21 protein-coding genes are annotated in these 21,296 nt (G+C 47.9%); 14 read left to right on the top strand and 7 right to left on the bottom strand.

The genetic code is table 11. The features are described 5' to 3' along the window. Window positions 1-2: 2 nt before the first annotated feature. The 7 genes from ACSU1N_RS06985 (at window position 3) to ACSU1N_RS06955 (ending at window position 6,073) form a co-directional block, all read left to right on the top strand. Entirely contained in the window at window positions 3-875 is an 873-nt protein-coding gene (locus tag ACSU1N_RS06985) for an FAD binding domain-containing protein (protein WP_440059524.1), read from the top strand. A 6-nt stretch (window positions 876-881) separates the two neighbouring features. After that, window positions 882-1,340 carry a (2Fe-2S)-binding protein gene (locus ACSU1N_RS06980; protein WP_440059523.1) on the top strand — a complete coding sequence of 153 codons (459 nt, stop codon included), beginning with the start codon at window positions 882-884 and terminating at the stop codon, window positions 1,338-1,340. A 77-nt stretch (window positions 1,341-1,417) separates the two neighbouring features. Beyond that, the gene (locus ACSU1N_RS06975; protein WP_440059522.1) at window positions 1,418-2,728 is read left to right on the top strand and encodes an ABC transporter substrate-binding protein; all 1,311 of its coding nucleotides are present in this window, start codon (window positions 1,418-1,420) and stop codon (window positions 2,726-2,728) included. A gap of 47 nt (window positions 2,729-2,775) precedes the next feature. Continuing rightward, window positions 2,776-3,651, top strand: coding sequence for a branched-chain amino acid ABC transporter permease (locus tag ACSU1N_RS06970; RefSeq protein ID WP_440059521.1), 876 nt, complete (start codon window positions 2,776-2,778; stop codon window positions 3,649-3,651). Continuing rightward, window positions 3,648-4,610 carry a branched-chain amino acid ABC transporter permease gene (locus tag ACSU1N_RS06965; protein ID WP_440059520.1) on the top strand — a complete coding sequence of 321 codons (963 nt, stop codon included), beginning with the start codon at window positions 3,648-3,650 and terminating at the stop codon, window positions 4,608-4,610. Before ACSU1N_RS06970 ends, ACSU1N_RS06965 begins: the two co-directional genes overlap by 4 nt. Then, window positions 4,607-5,344, top strand: coding sequence for an ABC transporter ATP-binding protein (locus tag ACSU1N_RS06960; RefSeq protein WP_440059519.1), 738 nt, complete (start codon window positions 4,607-4,609; stop codon window positions 5,342-5,344). Before ACSU1N_RS06965 ends, ACSU1N_RS06960 begins: the two co-directional genes overlap by 4 nt. A gap of 12 nt (window positions 5,345-5,356) precedes the next feature. Further along, the gene (locus ACSU1N_RS06955; protein ID WP_440059518.1) at window positions 5,357-6,073 is read left to right on the top strand and encodes an ABC transporter ATP-binding protein; all 717 of its coding nucleotides are present in this window, start codon (window positions 5,357-5,359) and stop codon (window positions 6,071-6,073) included. A gap of 3 nt (window positions 6,074-6,076) precedes the next feature. On the opposite strand, the gene ACSU1N_RS06950 is transcribed toward ACSU1N_RS06955, so the two are convergent. Beyond that, entirely contained in the window at window positions 6,077-7,957 is a 1,881-nt protein-coding gene (locus ACSU1N_RS06950; RefSeq protein ID WP_440059517.1) for a phosphoenolpyruvate carboxykinase (GTP), read from the bottom strand. Window positions 7,958-8,008: 51 nt separating this feature from the next. Continuing rightward, complete coding sequence (locus ACSU1N_RS06945) at window positions 8,009-8,671, bottom strand: hypothetical protein (protein WP_440059516.1); 663 nt, start codon at window positions 8,669-8,671, stop codon at window positions 8,009-8,011. Window positions 8,672-8,743: 72 nt separating this feature from the next. Here ACSU1N_RS06945 and ACSU1N_RS06940 point away from each other — a divergent pair, with 72 nt between their 5' ends. Then, a complete protein-coding gene (locus tag ACSU1N_RS06940; protein WP_440059515.1) occupies window positions 8,744-9,730 on the top strand; it encodes an ABC transporter ATP-binding protein in 987 nt (328 codons plus the stop codon). After that, window positions 9,723-10,493 carry an ABC transporter permease gene (locus ACSU1N_RS06935; protein ID WP_440059514.1) on the top strand — a complete coding sequence of 257 codons (771 nt, stop codon included), beginning with the start codon at window positions 9,723-9,725 and terminating at the stop codon, window positions 10,491-10,493. Before ACSU1N_RS06940 ends, ACSU1N_RS06935 begins: the two co-directional genes overlap by 8 nt. A 13-nt stretch (window positions 10,494-10,506) precedes the next feature. On the opposite strand, the gene ACSU1N_RS06930 is transcribed toward ACSU1N_RS06935, so the two are convergent. From ACSU1N_RS06930 to allB, 5 genes are all read right to left on the bottom strand, one after another. Continuing rightward, entirely contained in the window at window positions 10,507-11,988 is a 1,482-nt protein-coding gene (locus ACSU1N_RS06930) for an FG-GAP-like repeat-containing protein (protein ID WP_440059513.1), read from the bottom strand. A gap of 69 nt (window positions 11,989-12,057) precedes the next feature. Continuing rightward, entirely contained in the window at window positions 12,058-12,777 is a 720-nt protein-coding gene (locus tag ACSU1N_RS06925; RefSeq protein ID WP_440059512.1) for a hypothetical protein, read from the bottom strand. Beyond that, a complete protein-coding gene (locus tag ACSU1N_RS06920; RefSeq protein ID WP_440059511.1) occupies window positions 12,740-13,153 on the bottom strand; it encodes a PPC domain-containing DNA-binding protein in 414 nt (137 codons plus the stop codon). Before ACSU1N_RS06920 ends, ACSU1N_RS06925 begins: the two co-directional genes overlap by 38 nt. Then, complete coding sequence (locus tag ACSU1N_RS06915) at window positions 13,153-14,352, bottom strand: pyridoxal phosphate-dependent aminotransferase (protein WP_440059510.1); 1,200 nt, start codon at window positions 14,350-14,352, stop codon at window positions 13,153-13,155. The genes ACSU1N_RS06920 and ACSU1N_RS06915 overlap by 1 nt, the downstream gene beginning before the upstream one ends. Before the next feature lie 32 nt (window positions 14,353-14,384). Continuing rightward, window positions 14,385-15,737 (bottom strand): allantoinase AllB, encoded by a 1,353-nt coding sequence (gene allB, locus ACSU1N_RS06910; protein ID WP_440059509.1) that lies wholly within the window; start codon window positions 15,735-15,737, stop codon window positions 14,385-14,387. Window positions 15,738-15,796: 59 nt separating this feature from the next. Between allB and ACSU1N_RS06905 the strand changes: the two genes are divergently transcribed. The 5 genes from ACSU1N_RS06905 (at window position 15,797) to ACSU1N_RS06885 (ending at window position 21,288) form a co-directional block, all read left to right on the top strand. Then, window positions 15,797-18,151, top strand: coding sequence for a xanthine dehydrogenase family protein molybdopterin-binding subunit (locus tag ACSU1N_RS06905; protein ID WP_440059508.1), 2,355 nt, complete (start codon window positions 15,797-15,799; stop codon window positions 18,149-18,151). Further along, a complete protein-coding gene (locus ACSU1N_RS06900) occupies window positions 18,148-19,047 on the top strand; it encodes an FAD binding domain-containing protein (RefSeq protein WP_440059507.1) in 900 nt (299 codons plus the stop codon). The genes ACSU1N_RS06905 and ACSU1N_RS06900 overlap by 4 nt, the downstream gene beginning before the upstream one ends. Beyond that, on the top strand, window positions 19,044-19,508 hold the full coding sequence (locus tag ACSU1N_RS06895) for a (2Fe-2S)-binding protein (RefSeq protein WP_440059506.1): 465 nt from the start codon (window positions 19,044-19,046) through the stop codon (window positions 19,506-19,508). Before ACSU1N_RS06900 ends, ACSU1N_RS06895 begins: the two co-directional genes overlap by 4 nt. Then, window positions 19,505-19,762, top strand: coding sequence for a MoaD/ThiS family protein (locus ACSU1N_RS06890; RefSeq protein WP_440059505.1), 258 nt, complete (start codon window positions 19,505-19,507; stop codon window positions 19,760-19,762). Before ACSU1N_RS06895 ends, ACSU1N_RS06890 begins: the two co-directional genes overlap by 4 nt. A gap of 101 nt (window positions 19,763-19,863) precedes the next feature. Then, window positions 19,864-21,288: an amino acid ABC transporter substrate-binding protein gene (locus ACSU1N_RS06885; RefSeq protein ID WP_440059504.1), complete on the top strand. Its 1,425-nt coding sequence runs from the start codon at window positions 19,864-19,866 to the stop codon at window positions 21,286-21,288. Window positions 21,289-21,296 lie beyond the last annotated feature (8 nt).

The raw sequence follows: 21,296 nt of genomic DNA, 5'->3' as shown, positions 1-21,296 counted from the left end.
CAATGTTCTACAAGCTACCTGATTTCGAATACTACAGGGCTAGTACAGTAGAGGAAGCCATAGAGCTAGCGAGCAGGCTAGGAGACTACAAGTTTCTAGCAGGCGGGACAGACCTGCTAGTAGATTTGAAAATCGGGAGGTATAAGCCTAAGGCTGTTATCGACATAGGAGGTTTGAGAGAGCTCGGGTTTATCGTTGACGAAGGGGATAGAATTAGGATCGGGGCTTTAACCAGGCTAGAGGAGATCCTGCGTTCGAAAGTAGTCGAAGAGAAGATACCGGTACTACGCCAGGCAGTGTACAATATGGCGAGCTGGCAGATCAGGAATATAGCTACAATAGGCGGTAACATCGCTAATGCCTCGCCGGCAGCTGATACAGCACCCCCGCTCCTGGTCCACGGGGCTTTAGTCAAGGTCAAAGGGCCTTCGGGCGAGAGGAAGATCCCGATAGAGGAATTCTTCCTCGGGCCTAGAAGAACCGTCCTAGGGAGAGGGGAGGTTATAACAGAGTTCGAAATACCTGTAGTAGAAGGGTTTAGGAGATACTATGCTTTCAAGAAACTAGGCCGCCGTAACGCTTTCACTCTGTCTATAGTGGCTGTAGCTGTAGGCATCGAGGAAGCAGAGAATGGTGTTAGAGCCAGGGTGGCTCTAAACTCTGTCGCGCCCAAGCCTGTTAGAGCCTATAGCGTAGAGAAATATCTAGAAGGCAAGACCCTTAGCAGGGATCTAATAGCTGAAGCAAGCAAGTTGGTGTGGCAGGATATATCACCGATAACCGATGTCAGAGCTACCGCCGAGTACAGGAGGCATATGGCCTACATACTCCTGAGGGACTCCCTCCTCGAGATACTAGAAGAGATGAAGAGGTGACGTATCGTGAAGGTATCGTTTAGGCTAAATAACACGCCTGTAGAAGTAGAAGTCCAGCCTAACGAGATACTCCTCGACACCCTGAGGCTGAAGCTTAAAGTGACTAGCGTTAAGAGAGGGTGCGAGAGAGGCGAGTGCGGCTCCTGCACCGTACTATTAGACGGGGAACCAGTATACTCATGCCTCCTCCTAACAGCCCAGGTCGAGGGTAGAGAGGTAACGACGCTTGAAGGCGTTGTAAGAGACGAGCTAGGGAAGAAGATTATCGAAGCACTAGTTGGAGAAGGGGCTGTCCAATGCGGTTTCTGCACCCCGGGCTTCGTCCTAACGATCTACTCTGCGTTGAAGAAAGGTATCGTTAGGAATATTGAAGACGCTAAAAAGGTTATCGAAGGAAATCTGTGCAGGTGCACAGGGTATATCAAGATACTTAGGGCTATGGTGAAACTAGTAAGGGAAGGCTAGTATATACGTGTAAAATATTTCTATAAAAGACAGGTTTATATTTCTTGAAACACCCTATGATTATAGAGGTAGTTCCTATGGGTGCTAAGCCCACTAAAACACCACTTATTATCGCGATCGTAGTCATTATAGCCGTCTTGGCCGCCGGTTTAGGATACTACTACTATGTCTCTAGGCCTGCTCCATCTCCTGCTCCACCGAAGATTGAAAAAGTTGTAATCGGGGTTGTCGAACCTCTGACAGGCGGGTACGCTATCTTCGGGCAGGAGGCTGTAAACGCTGCTAAGCTAGTAGCAGACATAATAAACAATGAGCTGGGTGGGGTTAGATCCCTTGGCGGGGCTAAGATAGAGATTGTTGTCGAAGACGCCGGTACATCCCCTGAGTCGGCTAGGCTGGCTGCTGAGAAACTGATATCTCAATACCATGTACCTATAATCATTGGAGCATATATCAGCAGGTTTACTCTAGCGATAGGAACGGTCACGGAGCAGAACAAGGTTATACTTGTATCAGACGCTCTCGTAGACGACCTTTCCGCCCAGGGCTGGATGTATTTCTTCAGGGTGGCTCCTAAAGCCAGCGCCCACGGTATTTCAGCAGTTGATTTCGTAATGGATATGGCTAGTAAGAAGAATGTGACGATTAAAACAGCTGTCATTATAAACGAGGATTCGATATTCGGTACTACGGTAAGTAATGGTGCCCACCTCGAGCTGGCGAGGAAAGGCGTTGAGGTACTAGCCCATATATCATACCCCTACGATATCACGGATATGAGCCCTATAATAGACCAGATCAAGAGGCTGAACCCGGATATAATTATTGCCGTACCATACTTCAGCGATGGAGTATTGTTTGCTAAAACAGCTAAAGCAGCCGGCTTAAACCCCAAATTCATCGCGGGAGCTGGAGCATGCGGTTTCACAGATCCTGACTCTATAAAGGCAGCCGGTGACGCTGTCCTCTACTATACCAACACGTACAGCTACAACCCTGCTAAACCAACTGATTGGAATAGGAAGCTTGTCCAAGAGTTCGAGAAGAGGTATGGTAAGATGCCTACTGAAGCAGGCGGTATAATATTCTACTCGATGTTCACAATATACGAGGCGCTAGAGAAAGCCGGGCAAATGTTCCCAAGTAATCCGCTAGATCCGGACAATTTGAGACAGGCCTTCCTAAGCCTCGATCTAAACGAGACGAATAGTATAGCGGCACAGCTCTATCCAACAGGCAGGATTAAATTCGCTCCAAACGGCGACAACCTATACGCTGGTACCGCGATACTGCAAGTCCAGTTAATAAACGGTACTCTAACACCCGTAGTAGTATGGCCCCAGCCCCAACCAGGTGTCCAACCAATCTTCCCGAGACCCGGGAGCTAGGAATGCATATTTTTTACTTATAAACTCCTTATCGTGAGGGTTATCCTATGTTTATACCGGACATACTTGTATCCATACTCCAGCAGGTAATAGACGGAGTCTTCCTAGGCTTATTCTACGCTGTGGTGGCATCGGGTCTAGCACTAGTCTTCGGCGTAATGGATATAATAAACTTCGCCCACGGAGACCTTATAATGATATCCGCGTACTTCATATGGCTTGTTTCAATAGCTTTGAACATCGACCCTCTCGTCTCGACTATACTGTTAATCCCACTCCTCTTCCTACTAGGGCTAGGGGTCCAGAAGGGTCTGATAAACCCGGTCTTAGGCAGAGAGCCACTCATCCAGATAGCTGTCACAGTAGGCTTCGGCTTCATACTCCAGAATATTGCCCTAGGCTACTTTAAAGCAGAGCCTAGGGGTTACCCTAACCCGGTTTTCTCAGGAGGCTTCAGTATTGGGCCTTTCGTTATATACGAATCTAAGCTTGTATCAGCAGTGCTATCACTAGTTATACTATGGCTCTTAAACTATTTCCTAACCAGAACCAGGATAGGCCTCGCGATGAGAGCTGTAACAGACGATAGAGCTAGCGCTATGTTGATGGGTATTAACGTAGACAGAATCTATTTGCTGACATTCGGCTTGGGGATGGTGTTGATTGGTATTGCAGCAGGTTTATGGATGGAGATGGGACAGGTCTGGCCCTACCTGGGGTCTTCTTTCAGCCTGGTTTCATGGGTTGCTGTAGCATTAGCCGGGCTCGGGAGCGTCCAGGGCCTAGTCTACTCAGGCCTCATAATAGGCATTGCCGAATCCCTCGGTAGCCTGATAAGCCCCTCTGTTAAAATGGCTGTAGTATACCTAATCTTCTTCCTAATACTCTGGTTTAGACCAAGAGGGTTGTTCGCTAGGAGGTGATAGCTATTATAGGCAGGGATACGATCCTAGCATTATTGATATTCGAAGCAGTACTAATTCTGCTAGCGTTCGTAGTTTCTAGCAACAACTACTATATGCTCTTAATGGACCAGGTCTTACTATTCGCGGGGTTTGTCGGAGCGTGGAATATCATAGGCGGGTTGACTGGGCAGCTAGACCTTGCTGCGAGCGCTTATATAGCTATCGGCGGTATTACAACCTCGGCTCTATGGATTAAGCTAGGCGTGCCCCCGGTGGTAGGGGTTTTCGCAGGAGGACTAGCATCTGCTCTACTAGCAGTAGCTATAGGGATACCGACGTTCAGGTTCGGTGTCAGAGAGGTATGGTATGCTCTTCTAACTGCTTCGCTAGTTGTTATACTTAACAATATCTTCAGATATTCTATAGGCCCATGGGATTTCTACCTGCCTAGTAAATGGGGCTGGGTATATCTCAGGCCTAGATCCTACTTCGAGCTATTCTTCATCATAGATATCGCCCTGCTGATAGTTGTAGTAGCCAACCTGCTAGTCGTGAACTCTAAGCTAGGCTACTACCTAAAGAGTATTAGAGAGGACGAGCTTGTATCAGAGTCGATAGGTATAGACACCAGGCTGTATAAACTCCTAGCGTTATCCATTTACTCTTTCATAACTGGTGTACTAGGGTATCTCCAGGTGGTAATATACTCCAGCTTCTCGTACAGGCTCTTCGACTCTAGCCTCGCGATCAGTATTGCGATAATGGGTATTATCGGAGGGCTAGGATCGATCGGAGGCTCGATTGCTTCAGCCATGGTTTTCAGGACGCTTGGCGAGTACCTGAGGAGCTATCTCGGAGGAGTGTTCCCAGGGCTAGACCTCTTACTCTACGGTCTAGCTCTTATAGTATTCGGGATAACATGGCCTGATGGGCTTGCTGGAATGTATAGAGGTCTTAGGAGGTGGTTTAAGAAGTGAGTAGTGTGAAACCAATCCTAGAAGTTAGGAATGTTAGTAAGAGGTTTGGCGGGGTTGTGGCACTAGATGATGTATCGGTTAGTATCCAGCCGGGCGAGATAGTAGGGCTTATAGGCCCCAACGGCTCGGGTAAGACGACACTATTCAATTGTATAACAGGTGTTTACAAACCTGATAAAGGAAGGATATACTTCTACAATAAAGATATCACAGGTCTCCAGCCCCATGTTATAGCAAAACTCGGGATAGCTAGGACTTGGCAGAAGGTGAGACCGTTCAGGAATATGAGCGTGCTAGAAGCTGTTGCGACAGGCGCACTCCTCAGGACTAATAGTATCAATACAGCGAGAGAGATCGCTATCAAATCCCTTGAACTAGTCGGGGTACCTAGGGAGACATGGGGGAAGTTGGGTAGCGAGATAACACTAGTAGAACACAAGCTAGTAGACCTGGCTAGAGCCATAGCTACAGAGCCTAAACTCCTGCTCCTAGACGAGATCGCAGCTGGCCTGAGACCATCCGAGCAGGAGAGGTTGTCCAGCGTGATCAAAAAGATCCACGCCGAGAAAGGAGTTACGATCATTATCGTAGAGCATGTAATGAGATTTGTTATGTCGCTAAGCAAGAGGATATACGTATTACACGAAGGCAGGCTGATAGCCGAAGGACCGCCTGAAGAGGTAGCGTCGAATCCTAGAGTGATCGAAGCATACCTGGGGATTAAACCTGTCTAAGGGGTGTCGTGGATGGCGCATATTCTAGAAGTTAGGAATCTGAGAGCCGGATACGGGGAATTCGAGGTATTGAGGGATATTAATATACATGTCGATAAAGGAGAGATCGTTGCTATAGTCGGCCCTAACGGTGCTGGTAAAACAACCCTCCTGAGGACTATCATGGGCTATACTACTGTCTACAGTGGGAGCGTATTATTCAAAGGCATCGATATTACCAGGAGGAAGGTTCACGAAAGGGTTGCGATGGGGCTTATGCTCGTCCCCGAGGGAAGAGGGCTTTTCCCTAATCTAACAGTCGAAGAAAACCTATTGATAGGAGCATACCTTGAGAAGAACCCTAAGAAGATTAGCGAGAGGTTGGAGACAGTCTACAGTATATTCCCTAGGCTCAGGGAGAGGAGGAGCCAGCTAGCTGGGTCACTGTCGGGAGGCGAAGCCCAGATGCTAGCTATAGGTAGAGGCTTGATGAGCTCCCCCGACCTATTGATGATAGACGAGATGAGCCTGGGGCTAGCACCGAAACTAGTGCTATCATTATTCGATATGGTTGTTAAATTGAATAGGGAACACGGTATAACACTCGTTATAGTCGAACAGCATGTTAAAAACTCTCTCGAAATATCTAACAGGGGCTACGTGCTTGAAAACGGGAGGATAGTCCTCGAGGGCGATAGCAGGCAGCTTCTAGGAAACGAGATGTTGAAGAAAGCCTACCTAATATACTAACCCTTATCTCCTATCGAGTTTAAACGGGTCTATGTAATCCCCGTACCTAGCTCTCGCCTCCTCAAGCCTCTTCCTCTGTTCTCTCATTACCTCGTAGAATACCTGAGGTGTGTAGAAGTCTTCTCTATAGATTTTAACCACTCTATCAATCCTCTCGATCTGTTTTACAACCCTGATCTTAAATTGTTCAGCGTAATCTCTCTCGGTGTAGTCTTTGTTCAGAAACTCCCCGAAAAGCTTAGCCAGGTCGTTGTATAAGGGTATGAATCCTGTAGGCGCTTCCAAAGCATCTACATCGCCGTGCACCCTCAGCTCTATCCATTTAAGCCATACTATCTTATCGGTTTTCTCATTAAGGTACCTGCCATGCTCGTCTCTCAGGAAGTAGTTTACACTAAAAATCTTCGGGACCTTCTTGAGCCTGCTGGCGAAATCTAGGTGGAGTCTCAGGAATTCCCCGGGTGATACAGATAGGAAGTCTAGTATAGCGTATGGATTCAGTTCTTTAACACCTGCCTGTCCTAGGACGGCAGCAGTCCTCTCGGATTCTAGGGCAGCGGCTTTAGTCACATTCCCGTGGACCCAGTCGAAGGCTTCTTCAACCGGGACGTTTGTATCAGAATCACGGCCACCGAATATCATTGCTTCAACCGTTACCCCCATAGGATCGTCGATCCTAGGGTCGAGGTTCTTCAGGTAGCTCAGGTATGTTGTAAACCTGCCGTTAGGGTGGGATGGTGCTATATCCCTATTATTCTCATCTTTCTTACCAGGCCACCACTCCCCCGCATAGTTCAACCCTTTCTTCGGTTCTTCAGGCCTACCTCTCCACCATGGCTCACCATCCTCGGTGAGGAGTATATTGCTGAAGATCACTTCTGTCTCAGGGTCTAGTAGAACACGGTATATCTCCGGGTCGTCAACCGGGTTTACGCCGTCGATTATACCGAAAGAGCCTATCTCAGGGTTTATAGCCCTTGCCTCGCCGTTATAGGGGTGTATGATCGCTAGATCATCGCTTACAAGGGTATCTGCTATCATAGCTGTAGAAGTCTTCCCGCACCCGGCTGGGAAAGCGCCTGTCACGTACGTTACCCTACCGCCCGGCCCTCTCACCCCGACTATAAACATGTGCTCGCACAAGAAGCCCTCCTTCCTACCCTGGTTTACGCAGAGCCTTAGTGAGAGTTTTTTCAAGCCTACAGTATTACCAGCGTACTGGGTGTTGACACTGTATACAATATTATCCTCTAAATCTATGTAGATCCTCCTCTTACCAACGTTCTTACTCCAACCAAGCTCGTTCCTCTCGCCCGTTGCGTGTAGGAACCTCATATACCTCAGCGAATCCCCTTTCTCAACGAAGACATCATAGCATACCCTGTATAGTATGTTCTCGCTATGGACTACATAGGCTGAATCCGTTACTTGGACCCCGTAAAGAGAGAAAGGTGAACCCCTAGGCCCGAAACAGTAGAAGCCGATGAACATGAGCCTACCTTTCATAACGCCTTTGAAAAGCTCCCTGATCTCAGCGAGCCCCCTATCCCTGTCGAACGTATTGATCATCGGTATCGATACACCAGCTGGCACCAGGATCCTCGTATTCTCCCTATCTCTCGCAATATCTATTATCCCGTCGAAATGGACAGTTTTACGGGGGTATCTCGTAGGGTATTCCTCCTTATTTTCTAAAGCATATTTCCTGATGAAATCGAAGTCTTCGGGGCTACCGGTATTGACATAGATCCTCTCGGGCTCGGCTGTTTCAGCTACTTCGGCAACCCATTTGAGCAGTCGTTGGTCTGGGATACGGGTAAGCCTCTGGTAGTGGTCGCTATCCATGTACTTACGTAGTATCTCATACATATTGTGATCAGGCATGTGTATACCTGTATTGAATATATGTCTATATACTTTATATTTATGACGCCACTATGAACCCTGATAGGAGCCAATTATAGAGTCCTCGATCTTGTTTTCAGCCTCTTCTACAGCTAGCCAGCTAGCTATTAGTGTTACAATAGCTAATATTAGGGCTCCGAAATTCGTGAACAGCCTGAGTACTACTGTGAGAACAACCAGTACTCCGACAACTTTAAACCATGAGGCGCCTGTATCCGAGGATAGAGTGAAATACGCGCTAGCGTATAACAGGGATATTATAAGCCCTATAACATACCCTATGGTTCCGAGCCCTAAGATGGTACTGTTTAAGGATTCGTAGAAGAGATATGATTCATCGATCCCGTAAGGGGATCTAGGCAATTTGATAGTGGAAACCCAGTAGCCTATTAGAGGGAAGACGATAATGGTTGCGATCGCCTCTATCTTCGATAACACTGAGACAACCCTGTATATCCCATCGTAATATGATTCGTAGAAGAACTGGAATGCTTTAGAATAGGCCCATAACGGGTAAGACATTACAGCTAGTAGACCTACGTATATGCCTAATGGCGTGAAAGACCAGGTGGATACTGATGCGCTAACCGCTATTAAACCGCCGAAGAAGAAAGGGATGATGAGGATAGTCGTTATCTTAAGCCCGTGCCTGTAGTATTTCAGACCCTGGAAAGCTAGCTGGGAGCTTTCCATACACACTCCCATTAATAAAAAACATTTCATATAAATAAAACTTTGTTGCAAGATTGTTTCTAGGAATCGGTGTTGGCTACGCAGGCTTGTATTGAAGTAGAAGGCTTGTATAAAAGATATGGGAGGGTTGAAGCCCTCAAAGGGGTTACGTTACGCGTAGAATGCGGTTCTATCGTAGCTGTCCTCGGGCCGAACGGTGCTGGGAAAACAACACTTCTCAGGGCTGTATCGGGTACTCTAAGAGTTACAGCTGGGAGAGTCAGGGTGATGGGTTTAGATGTTGTAGAAAACCCTGTTACAGCACGTTCTATAATAGGCTTCGTATCCGAGCACCCGATGCTATTCCCGGAGCTAAGCGTCCAAGACAACATACTCTTATCCGCTAGGCTACACGGCTTGAAAGCTAGTAGGCTAAAGGATAGGTTTAAGAGCCTCCTAGAGGAGCTAGGCTTATGGGAGTACAGGGATAGGCTCTACGGGCGTTTATCCAAGGGTTTGCAAAGGAGGGCTGATATCGCATCTGCTCTCGTCCACGACCCGCGGATCCTCATCCTAGACGAGCCCACATCAGGCTTGGATATTATCTCTGCTATAAGCCTCAGGCGTATTATAAAGGATTTGAATAAGAAGGGTGTTACAATAATACTAGCTACGCATAATATACCAGAGGCCATGGAGATATCCTCGTACGCGTTCATCCTGAACAACGGCGCTATAGTAGCCCAGGGGCCGCCTGCTAAGCTTAGAGAGGTTATTGGGGGTAGAGAAGATGTTGTAATAGCCGAAGTTAGAGGCGATGTAGAGAAGGTGAAGGAGCTTCTGGTTGGAAGGGGGGTTAGGGCGACGGTGGAAGGCGGGTACCTCCATATAGAGGGGTCTGCTAGCGTAGTAATCCCGAGGCTTTTCGAAGCCGTAGAGAAGGCTGGCGGGGAGGTTGCTAGGATCGCTGTTAAAGAACTAGAGTGGGAGGAGGTATTTATGAGAATAATCTCCTCCTGCAAACCTAGGAGGGAGTGCCCTCAGGAATGCCCTGTTCTAAAGGCGATGAGAAGTGGGTGAACAAGGTAAGGGTAAACCCTTGTTTAAACCACCCGGCTGGGCTAGTGCTGTCACAGCGATACTGTTGAAAGATCTCCGGCAGTATTATAGTAAGGCTCCTGTGATAAGCTGGGGCCTGCTCTTTCCTATGACGCTCGTTATCCTACTAGGCTACTCGTACACCGGTATGGGGGCTTGGCGTGTAGTCCCCGGGTTGATAGCAGTATCATTGCTATTCGCATCGACCTCGATGAGCCAGGTGGCTGTCAGCTTCGATAAAATGAACTGGGGGATCGACCTCTTAATACACTCGCCGATACCAGGCTCGGCTATAGTAGTAGCTAAAGCTCTTGGAGGGGTCGTAGTAGGATTAGCGGGTTCTATTGCTTCGATTGGAGTGCTATATTTAATAGTTGGGGCTGTCCCAGTAATCCACCCGCTCTACCTCATTGCTGGGCTAGTTCTCGGCTCGCTTACCTTCAGTTTTATGACGGTAGGGATTGCCGTAATATTCAACCCTGTCGAAGGTGTTGCAGTACTCAACCTGGTAAGGTTCTCGATGATATTCCTAGGAGGGCTCTTCCCAGCGACAATAATGCCGGATTACCTGAAAACCCTCTCTCTCGCTCTCCCGATGTGTTATATATCCGACTTGATCAGGTACGGCACCTACAACTTATATGAGTACACAGACCCTTTGACAGCGCTTATTGCTTCAGTAATATACCTTGCAGTTGTAGCCGTAGTATCATCTAAGGTAGCGCTCGATTTCCTAATACCATGAGGAAAAACGCACTCTACCTCCTTCTCCTAGCGTAGAATACAATTAGTGCTGAAACAGATAGTAGGAATAGCGTGAGGGATACTAGCAGGATGTAATTGGGCTGGATAGGGGAGGAGTAGCCTCCAGACCTGATCGTTAGGCTAACCGTTGTAGTCTGGGTAACCGGCCCGCTCGTGGCCTGGCTGGTAGTAGGCGTCGTAACCCAGCTAGTAGATAGGACTCCGGCTATACCTGTCACAACGTAGAGGTTGTAATCCCTGCTTCCGAAGACTATATCCGGTAGCCCGTCTCCTGTGACATCGCCTATTGAGGGAGGCTTCATGATCGGGCCCCCAGTCTTAAACTCGTATTTGATAGCCTCGTAGTAGTCTCTCGAAATAGATAAATCGACGACGTCCAGTATCCCGTCGTACCTGGCTACGATCATCTCGTTATGACTGTCTCCATCGATATCGGTTATTATCACAGAGCCGTAGGCCGCGTTAACACCGTCAATATAGTCTTGGAGTATACCGTTCAACGAGAATACGTATATCCCTTTGGTAGTAGCTATGACAATACTCGGGGAACCAGTATTGAATACATCACCTACGCTAGGGCTCGAAAACGAGTCTCCTTCTATAGGAGCCTTCCAGAGCAATACCCCTCTCCTAATGCTTAAAGCGTATAGATAGTTCTCTGTAGCTACAAGAACGTCTACAACCCCGTCTCTGTCAATATCGTAGAGAGAGGGGTAGCCTTTAACCTGCGAGTCTAGGTCTACAGACCTGACCGTCCAGTTACCATTCTCGAAGCTAACGATATGTATTGTAGAGCCCTCGGCTACAACGATATCGGGGATGCCATCACCATCGACATCGCCTATCGCCGGGGTGCTGACAGGCTGGTCTCCTACGGTAATGTCTGCTTTCACGCTCCCATCTCCCGAGATAATGACCACGTGCCCGTCTAGAGTATTTGCGACCACCTCGGGGAGCCCATCTCCATCTACATCGGCTATCGCAGGTGAAGCCCTTCCGAAGTAGCCCTCTACAACCCACACTAGCGAGCCGTTGTCTCCGCGTAAGCAATATAATTCCCTTGGGCCGGGAACGACTACGTATAGTACACCATCGCCTCTCAGATAGCCTGCGGCTGGAACCGATAAACCGTTCCTAGTAGGGTACTTCCATAGTATGGTGTAATTAACCCCGCTGATAGCATACGTGTACCCGTCGCATGCGTTGAACACGATATCGTTTACACCGTTCCCGTTTAAATCCGCTATGATAGGCGATGTAGCAATACACAAGCCGGCTGTGAAAACAGCCATCCCCTGGAACCCGGTATACACCCTACCAGACCAGTTATAAGACGCGTTATAGAAACCGATTCTAGAAGGGCCTCCTTTCTCCATAAGCCACTGGGGTTTCCAAGCCTCTTGGAAATTACTGCCTGCTAGAAGCGCAACCGTAGAGAACACTAGGAGTATTAAAGCTAGGTTGAGAGTTCCCATACCTGCACCATGCTTTCGATACAATTCAAGTTTATAGACTACGAGTTTTTAAACTAGCCAACACGGCTTCTACTCCTGCAGGAATATTCTAATAGAATTCGCTCTTAGGAAGCTAACGTACCCGCTATCGTTAGCAAGCCTCCGATAGGCCTGGGTAAGGTTTATAGAGCGTAGGAGATACTCGTGGAAGTATTTCAGAGCATAGCCCACTACCTGTCTTAGGAGGGTGCGCGGTAGTTCGCCAAGAGATATCAACGCTAGGAGGTCTAAAGGAGTAGGTATCAAAGCGTCTACTACGATATAGGCTACAGGCTTGTGTCTCAGCGTCATATATGCTTCTACATAATTGTCTACAACAGTATAGTCTCCAACAAGCGTAACAGGCGTAGCACTAGTCTTGAATACCTTCAGCCACTCCTCTTCATCAATCCTACCGTAGACGTCTGCTTTAATCATCAACACTGATACCTCGGAGAACCAGTCCCTCAGCCCTTCATAGTCTGCCTCGCTACGGTAGCATATAATACGGTCTGCGATGCTAGCGTCAACTTTTCTCAAGAGACTCCACCAGACTCTTCTCAGGCTAGCAGGTATGCTTGTATTGCTAAAGGAGTCCAGGCCCCTGCTTGATAAAACACTCTCGCATAATGTCCTAGGTATCGGTAAAGCCACTACTCCGCGGGCAGCACGTATGAAACGGTATAGTTTCGAGTATCCTCTCTCGGTGAAAGACGTTAAAACCAGTTTCTTATCAGACATCCCGGTGGATGAAGACTTCTCTAACGACATCTCCTACCTCTACTAGGAATACTTCGAGGAAGGGGTCTACAACACCTTTCACGAGGTGTCCCGCAACCCTATCCCTCCTCCAGGCTAGGTTCACGTGGACATGCACCGAGACGTGGCCGCTGCTTGTAACAAGGTAGTTTCCTATTAGAGGCGCTACTTCAAGGGTTTCATCGGACCCGGCTTCGAAGACCTTAGTGTAATACTTGTTCTCAGACCTGCTGTAAACACCTACTTCCGCATAGGATAAGCCTCCTATCGCTATAACCAGCCCTCCCCTCAGACCCCTCTCGTAGACAGCTCTCGCGATAGCATCAGGTATTTCCATGCCTCTCTCGAGCCTTACAGGTATTATGGCTTTAGGCGAGTAGGCTGACACTAGGCTTCACCTACAGCTTCCCCTATTAGCTTAATGCCTTCTTCAATAGTCTTCTCATCGTTTGTGACAAAGGTGATCCTAAGGTGGTTTACTCCCGAGGGGCCGAATATCGAGCCCGGTAATACGACGACTCCTTTCTCACTAGCTAGTTTCGTAGCGAAATCGAGGTCGTTCATCTTGAGATCCCTTAGGTAGGCGCTCATATCCGGGAAGACGTACATGCTTGCAGTAGGCTTCAATACCCTGGCTCTAGGCAGGTATTTAGAGACGGCTTCGAACGCGGCATCTCTCCTCTTCCTGTAGATAGGTAGGACATACTCGAGGTATTTCTCCTTATACCCTTTGCTAAGGTATATTGCGGCAAGCCACTGCATTGGGACTGGGGCTACTATACCCATTATACCTTTCAATTTCACTATTTCACTTACCACATCCTTATTAGCTGAATAGACATAGCCCAGTCTGCCGCCGGGTATAGCAATGTCTTTCGAGAAGCTACCGATATTAACTAGTATACCAGGGTCTTCAACGTATTTTTCGAGCCACACATGCTCGCCTTCGTAGACTAGGTGTTTGTATGCTACATCGTACAGTATCCAGACCTTCCTCCTAGATGCCTCCTCGGCGAGAGCCCTGGCAACATCCCTACTGATAACTCTCGAGGTAGGATTATCTGGGCTAGCGAAAAGGACTGCTTTAACGTTTTTCAGCTTCTCGAGCACGCAGTCTATGCTCGGTTGGAAGCCGTTTTCAATACTCTCGCTGCACCACTCGGGTTTTAAGCCTAGGAATGTAAGAGTATCCCAGTACATGCTATAGCACGGCTCGAACAGTAGAACCCTGTCACCCGGGTCTGTAGTAGCATATAGAGCTAGGATTATGCCTTCTAACCCACCGCTCACGATAGCAATATTCCCGGGAGGGATATCGACTCCACCATACTTCTTCAAATCATTGCTTAAAGCCTCCCGTAGTTCAGGCAGCCCCTGGGTCGGTGCGTAGCGGAAAGCGTTGAAAGTATTCTTATTCACGAATTCGATGAACTCGGCTAGAGCTAGCGCGTCGGGTGGTAGACCCGGCTGCCCGGCTGTGAAATCGATAACCCTCCTACCGCTCCTCCTAAGCTGGTCTGCTAGAGCAACAAGTATCCTGTGAGGGGATTGTTTGATAGCGCTCGACCTATTGGATACGGGAGCCATGTTTAGGCACCGATCACCAGATAATATTACTTTTAATATAAAACTTGCCCTCTGACCAGGGGCTTAATCCATCTACCGTAGGGCTTGTCTACTACTTCCCCTTCCTCGGCTATTACAGAGCCTCTTAGAACCGTGTATTTAACCTTGCCTTTCAGCCTCCAGCCTATGAACGGGGATATCTTATGCTTATAGTAGAGGTCCTCGCTCTTGACAACGTATTCTTCCTTCGGGTCTACTACCACGATATCACCGTAGCTGCCGACAGCTAACTCACCTTTTAGCGGCCAGAGGCCGAATAGTCTAGCAGGGTTCCTAGACAGTAGGAGCGGTATCCTCTTTAATTCGACCAGGCCTCTGAGCGCCAGGTCTATCATTAGGGGGAGTAGCGTTTGCACCCCTGGCATACCTGAGGAAGCCTCCCATATACTCTTGCTCTTCTCTTCTACAGTATGAGGCGCGTGATCGCTTCCAATAGTATCTATTAGCCCTTTGTTCAAGGCTTCCAAGAGGGCTTGCCCGTGCTCCCTCTCTCTGATAGGCGGGTTTACTTTAATGAGCGAACCGTATTTATCGTAGTCGTCGGTTGAAAGGAGTATGTATTGGGGGCATGTCTCAGCATACATCTTTACTCCTTCAGACCTGGCTCTTACAATAGCTTCTAAAGCATCTCTCGAGGAAACATGGACTATGAGGGATCTTCCCCCAGCATATTTCTGTATAGTCGCAACCATATTTACCGCTAGGACCTCGGCTAGCGGGGGTCTTGCTTTGTTATGGAGGGCCGGCTTATCCCCTTCCTTCATAAATTTGGAAGTAAAGTAATCTACTATCTCCTGTGCCTCTGCGTGGAACGCTACTGTAAACCCTTTCTCCTCAGATCTCCTCATGATCTCATATAAACTACCTTGCCTAGGAGGAGGTATATTACCTGTCGTAGGCCCTAGGAATACCTTGAACCCTACGGCTCCTGCTTCCAGCATCTCATCTATTCTATCAATATTCCCATCATGGAGGACACCGTAGAGTGCAAAGTCTACGTATGCTCTCTTACTAAGCAACTCTGCTTTCTCTACAAGCCTCTCCCTGTTCTCGACAGGTGGGAGTGTGTTAGGCATTTCGATAACAGTGGTAACGCCTCCTGCCGCAGCAGCCTTTGTCCCGTGTTCGAAATCATCTTTATAGGTTAAACCAGGCTCCCTCATATGCACGTGCTCGTCTACTGCACCTGGCAGTATGAGCATACCTCTAGCATCTAGTTCTTCAACACCACCGGGATTCCTAACCCCTCTCCCGATCTCTTTTACAATCCCTTCTTCGATATAGATATCTGCTTCGAGAACGAGTTCGGGGGTTACTATACGCCCGTTTCTGATAATTAGGCTCATATATTCCCACGATAAATAAATATTTTTCGAACAGATAATAATTGTAATACAGTGGTTGCATGAGCGAGTATCTTTTTGTCGGGAAGAAGACTATCAGGCACGACGCTCAGCCTAAGGTCACAGGCGCCCTGAGATTCGTCAACGACTTAGAGTATCCCGGGATGCTGATAGGCAGGATTTTTAGGAGCCCTTATGCTTTCGCAGATATCGCTAGAATAGACGTATCGGAAGCAGAGAGGCTTGGAGCAGTAGTAGTGACTCCAAACGATGTACCGGCTAAACTCTTCAACCCCAGGCTCGTGAGCGTAGACGAAGTGACTTTTAAAGACCACTTGATCCTCACTTATAAGCCGAGGTATATTGGTGAACCGATCGCCGCTGTAGCAGCACCTAGCGAAGAGCTCGCTCAGAAGGCTGTGGAATCGATTAAGATAGAAGTCGAGAGGGTCTACAAGCCTATACTAGACCCCTTTGAAGCAATGAAGCCTGAATCCCCTCTTATCCACGAGTATATTTTGAAAGGGGATAAGGTTGTAAAAGTCGAGAGGAATATTGCGGCAACACTATCCTATACTGAGGGGGATGTAGACAAGGCTTTCAGAGAAGCAGATGTTGTAATAGAGAGGAGTTTCAAGACTGGTAAGAGATACCATATGCAGCTAGAGCCTAAGGCAGTCTTATGCGTTCCGGAGCCCGGGGGAAAGCTGACTATTTACGCGACGACACAGACAATACACAACACTAGGATCCTTATAAGCGAGTTATTCGGAATCCCCGAGAGCAGGATTAACGTTGTGAAAATACCGATAGGAGGCTCCTTCGGCTCGAGCATACAGGTAAACTACCTAGTGCCGATAGCTGTCGCATTATGCTTGAAATCCGGTAGGCCTGTCAAGATAAGCTATACTAGAGAAGAAGATATGCTAGACCACTCTAACTATGTGTTCCATATGAGGATTAAGGTAGGGGCTAAGAAGAGCGGGGAGATAGTAGCTGGCGAATTCCATAATATTCTCGATATAGGAGCACACCAGATCCAGGCCTACCCATTGCTCGGCACCTCGCTAGGATGGTTTGTATCAATGTATAAGTGGAAGAATATACGGTATGAGGGAATAGCCGTATACACTAATAAGGTGCCTAGCTGTGCTCTGAGAGGGTATGGAGCCCCCGAGGTACAGTGGGCTGTTGAGACAGTGATAGACGAGCTAGCCGAGGAATTAAGCATAGACCCTGTTGAACTCAGGCTCAAGAACTATGTTGGGAGAGGGGATATATTCTGGGGCCAGGGGCCTACGGTGAAATCCGTTATCAAATCAGACGGTGTCCCCGAGCTCCTGCTCAAAGGCAGGGAGCTGATAGGCTGGGATAAGAGGGGTAGGCCCCAGGATAAGAAGGGTAGGTTTAGGAGGGGTATTGGCCTCGCGAGAGGCTTCCACACGTCTGGCGCTGGAGGCCCTATCTCGGGGGAGGTCATCGACTTCACGGGGGCCGTGCTGAAACTCAACGAAGACGGTTCTTTCGACTATATAACTGCATTGCAGGACCATGGCGGTGGCACTCTAGACGCGCATATTAAGATCATTGCTGAAGAACTACAGGTGCCGCCTGAGAGGATTAACCTGGCCCTGGCTTCGACCGAGAATACGCCCTACGATGTCTGCACCCATGCTTCCCGAGGGGTGTTCGTTGGAGGAGAAGCGGCTAGGAGGGCTGCTAGCATTGTGAAACAGAAGATTCTGGAAGCAGCTGTTAGATTACTCCCGATAGCGGTAAACCCTGAGGCGCTGAGGATGAAGTACGACCCCCTCCGCGAGGATGCTGTTATATATATTGAGGGTATGCCAGAGTACAGTATCACGTTGAGAGAGCTAGCTAGGAAGGTGTGGCAGAAGAACTGGGGTACTATAGCCGCTGTAGTAACGTATAGGGCTACGAGCGCCCCGCCTAGTTTCACAGTCTACTATGTTGAGGTGGAAGTAGATACCTGGACTGGTAAAGTAAGGCCTGTAAGGGTTGTTGCGGGAGCGGATGTAGGAACTCCGATAAACCCGGATCTTGTCGAAGGCCAGCTCCACGGCGGTTTCGCAATGGCATGGGGGATGGTTTTCACAGAGGATACACCCTACAATCCTGAGACAGGCGAGTTGGAGAACAGGTTCCTGATTACTGACTACAAGATTCCTACTGCCCAAGACCTGCCCCCGGTCGAAGAATTCAAAGTAATAATCGCTAACACTAGGGAGCCCGCTGGACCCTTCGGGGCAAAAGGGCTTGGCGAGGCTGCTATGAATCCTGCTGCCGGAGCTATCTGCAACGCGATCTATAACGCTGTCGGGGTCAGGATCTACGAGCTCCCGGTTACGCCGGATAAACTCCTCAAATTGATCAGGGAGAAGGAGGGCGGTTTATGAGACCCTCCCGTATAAACTATATGAATACCCATATACTCCCGAGGTTCGAATACTATGAGCCGAAGTCTCTCGAGGAAGCACTAGAACTACTCGATAAGCTAGGCCCAGATGCTAAGGTGCTAGCCGGCGGGACAGACCTGCTCGTCAAGATGAAAGCAGGGTTTGTAAGGCCGAAGTATATTGTTAACATAAAGAAGGTCCCGGGACTGAGGTATATCAGGGTTGAAGACGGCTACTTGAAGATCGGTGCTCTAACTACGTGGAACGACCTCGAGGAGTCCGAGGTGCTCAAATACTTCCCTGCTCTAGCAGACGCTGTAGATCAGATGGGGAGCCTCCAGGTAAGGGTTATGGGCACTATAGGCGGAAACCTCTGCAATGCGTCGCCTGCGGCGGATAGCGCCCCGCCCCTGCTAGTCTACGATGCTGAGGTCGTACTAGCTAGTGTAAAAGGTGTTAGGGTTGTGAGATTAGAGGATTTCTTCACAGGGCCCGGTAAGACAGTGTGTAGTTTCAACGAGCTTCTCACAGAGATAAGAGTGCCGTTTAGAGAAGGCTCTTCAGCTTTTATCAAGATCGCGAGGACTAGCATGGACCTAGCGATCGCTAGCGTAGCTGTTAGAGCTAGGTTCGAGGGCAGTAGGATAGAGGATGTAGCAGTAGCCCTAGGCTCTGTAGCGCCAAAGCCAATTAGAGCGAGGAGGGTTGAAGAAATGCTTAGAGGCCTGGATATTGGTAGTGACAGGATCCTCGATGCTTTAAACGTCGTAGTAGAAGAGATCAGCCCTATAACAGACATCAGGTCTACCGCCTGGTATAGGAGGGAGGTCTCCAAGGTCCTAGTCTACGATGCTCTTATGAAAGCCTGTGAGAGAAGCAGGGGTGGGGTTGGTTGAAGATAAAGTTTAAGCTGAATGGGAGGATGGTTGAAGCCGATGTAGAACCCAACGAGCTATTACTGAATGTTCTCAGAGATAAATTCAAGCTTACGGGAGCTAAGTACGGCTGCGGGATCGGGGAGTGCGGTGCCTGCACGGTTCTAGTAGACGGCAAGCCTGTATTATCATGCCTAACCCTAGCGGTAGATGTCGACGGCAGAGAGGTTGTCACAGTCGAAGGGCTGGCTGGCGACGGCGGGTTGACGCCGGTCCAGAAAGCTTTTATTGAAGAAGGCGCTATACAATGCGGTTACTGTATCCCTGGGTTCGTAATGGTTGGCGAATACCTGTATAGGAAGGGTAGGAGGCTGAGCGAGGAAGAGATCAGGAAGTATATTAGAGGCAATCTATGCAGGTGTACAGGCTACGTTAATATTGTTAAAGCATTGGAGAAAGCCCTAGGTGCCCCAACGCGTTGAGGGTTAGGTTATTCTTCGTAGGAGAGGCTGCTGAAATACTTGGCTTGAGATTCCTCGAGGTCGAATTAGAAGGTGATAAGGCTACGCTGAGAGACCTAGTTGAGAAGCTACGTTCAAACCCTTACTTCAGGAAGCTCGAGGAGAAACTATACCTCTTATGGTTCCTGGTAGGGGAGAACATAGTAGGCCTTGATTACGCTCTTAGAGACGGCTGCGAGATAACCGTCATGCCACCCTTATATGAGGGGGGATAGGAAATAAAAATTTTCCAGAAAAATGCTAAATATGTTTATAACCCATTATAAATAACGTTTATAAGGTTATGACTAGCCCATATTAGTATATAGGTGATTGATTGACCAAGCCGATTTATATAATATCGATAATCCTTGTGGTATTGTCAGCGCTTGCTGGATATTATGCTGGGATTGTTACAGGCCCTGCGAAGACTATTACTATGACGACCACCTACACAACTACTGTTACTCAAACGTACACAGTATATCAAACTACTCTAACCACTCCTATAACTCAGACAACACCGTTAACACAAAGCATTACATGTAATTTCACAGTTCCCGATAAGCTCGTGATAGGTCTATCTATTAGTTTAACAGGATCGTTTGCCCTCACAGGCCAGCAGGGTCTATGGGGTATGAAAGCTGCTGTTAACTGGTTGAATAATGTTAAAGGTGGAATTGATTTATGTGGCAAAAAAGTTAAGCTTGAATTAAAATATTATGACGACCAATCTAGTAAAGACTTAGTGCCGAGCCTTTACGAAAGACTTATCACAGTTGATCATGTAAACTTCCTTCTTGGTCCTTATGGTTCACCTCTCACGCTTGCTGCAGCGCCTGTTGCTGAAAAATATAATATGTTGCTTGTCAGCTGGATGGCAAATAGTGATAAACTATATATGCAGGGCTTTAGGTTCTTTGTAATGGTTCCAGCTCCAGCAAGCACGTTATGGAAAGCTGCTTTAGAAATGGTTCACAATTTTGACCCATCTGCTAAAGTAGCCATACTATATAAAGAAGATGAGTTTAATACTGTTGTAGCTAACGGAGCGAGAAATATTTCAAACAGTCTTGGATTAAATGTGGTGATGTTTAGGTCTTATCCAACCGATATAAGCGATTTCACACCATTATTTAACGAATTAGCTACTATTAGACCAGATGTAATACTTATCTGTTCTCATGAAAAAGATGGAATGCTAGCAATGCAGCAGCTTATTCAGATGAAAATTAATGCCAAACTAATAGGTATTGCTGTAGCAGCCAGCTTACCAGACTTCTATAAGAACTTTGGAACAATGGCTGAAGGAATAATTGATGGAACACACTGGTCACCGTATGCTAAATGGTCCCCTCAAGTCGCATCATCAATGGGATATGAATGGCTCGGCCCCACTCAGGAAGAGTTTATCTCACTGTTCAAACAGGTTGCCGGACCAGATAAAAGTCCATCCTATCACGCAGCAGCTGGATTCGCATCTATTCTTATACTGGCTAAGGCTATAGAGAAAGCACAATCCCTAGACCAGCTTGCTGTCAGGAATGCTTTCAACGACTTAAAAGTAATGACAGTCTACGGTCCGTTTGCGATAGACCCATCAACCGGGCGTCAAATCGCACATACGATTGTTGTAGGTCAATGGCAGGCAGGAACTTTCCAGATAGTTTATCCTCCTGGTGCAGCTTCATCTAAACCCGTGTATCCAATTCCAACATGGGATGAGAAAGCAGCAGGGAAATTAGCCACTCCTACATCTTAAATAGGTGT

Origin of the sequence: Thermogladius sp. 4427co (genome assembly GCF_051933805.1) — an archaeon.
GTDB lineage: Archaea > Thermoproteota > Thermoprotei_A > Sulfolobales > Desulfurococcaceae > Thermogladius.
The sequence above is the reverse complement of the archived record's forward strand: the minus strand, read 5'-3'. Positions and strand labels throughout refer to the sequence as shown.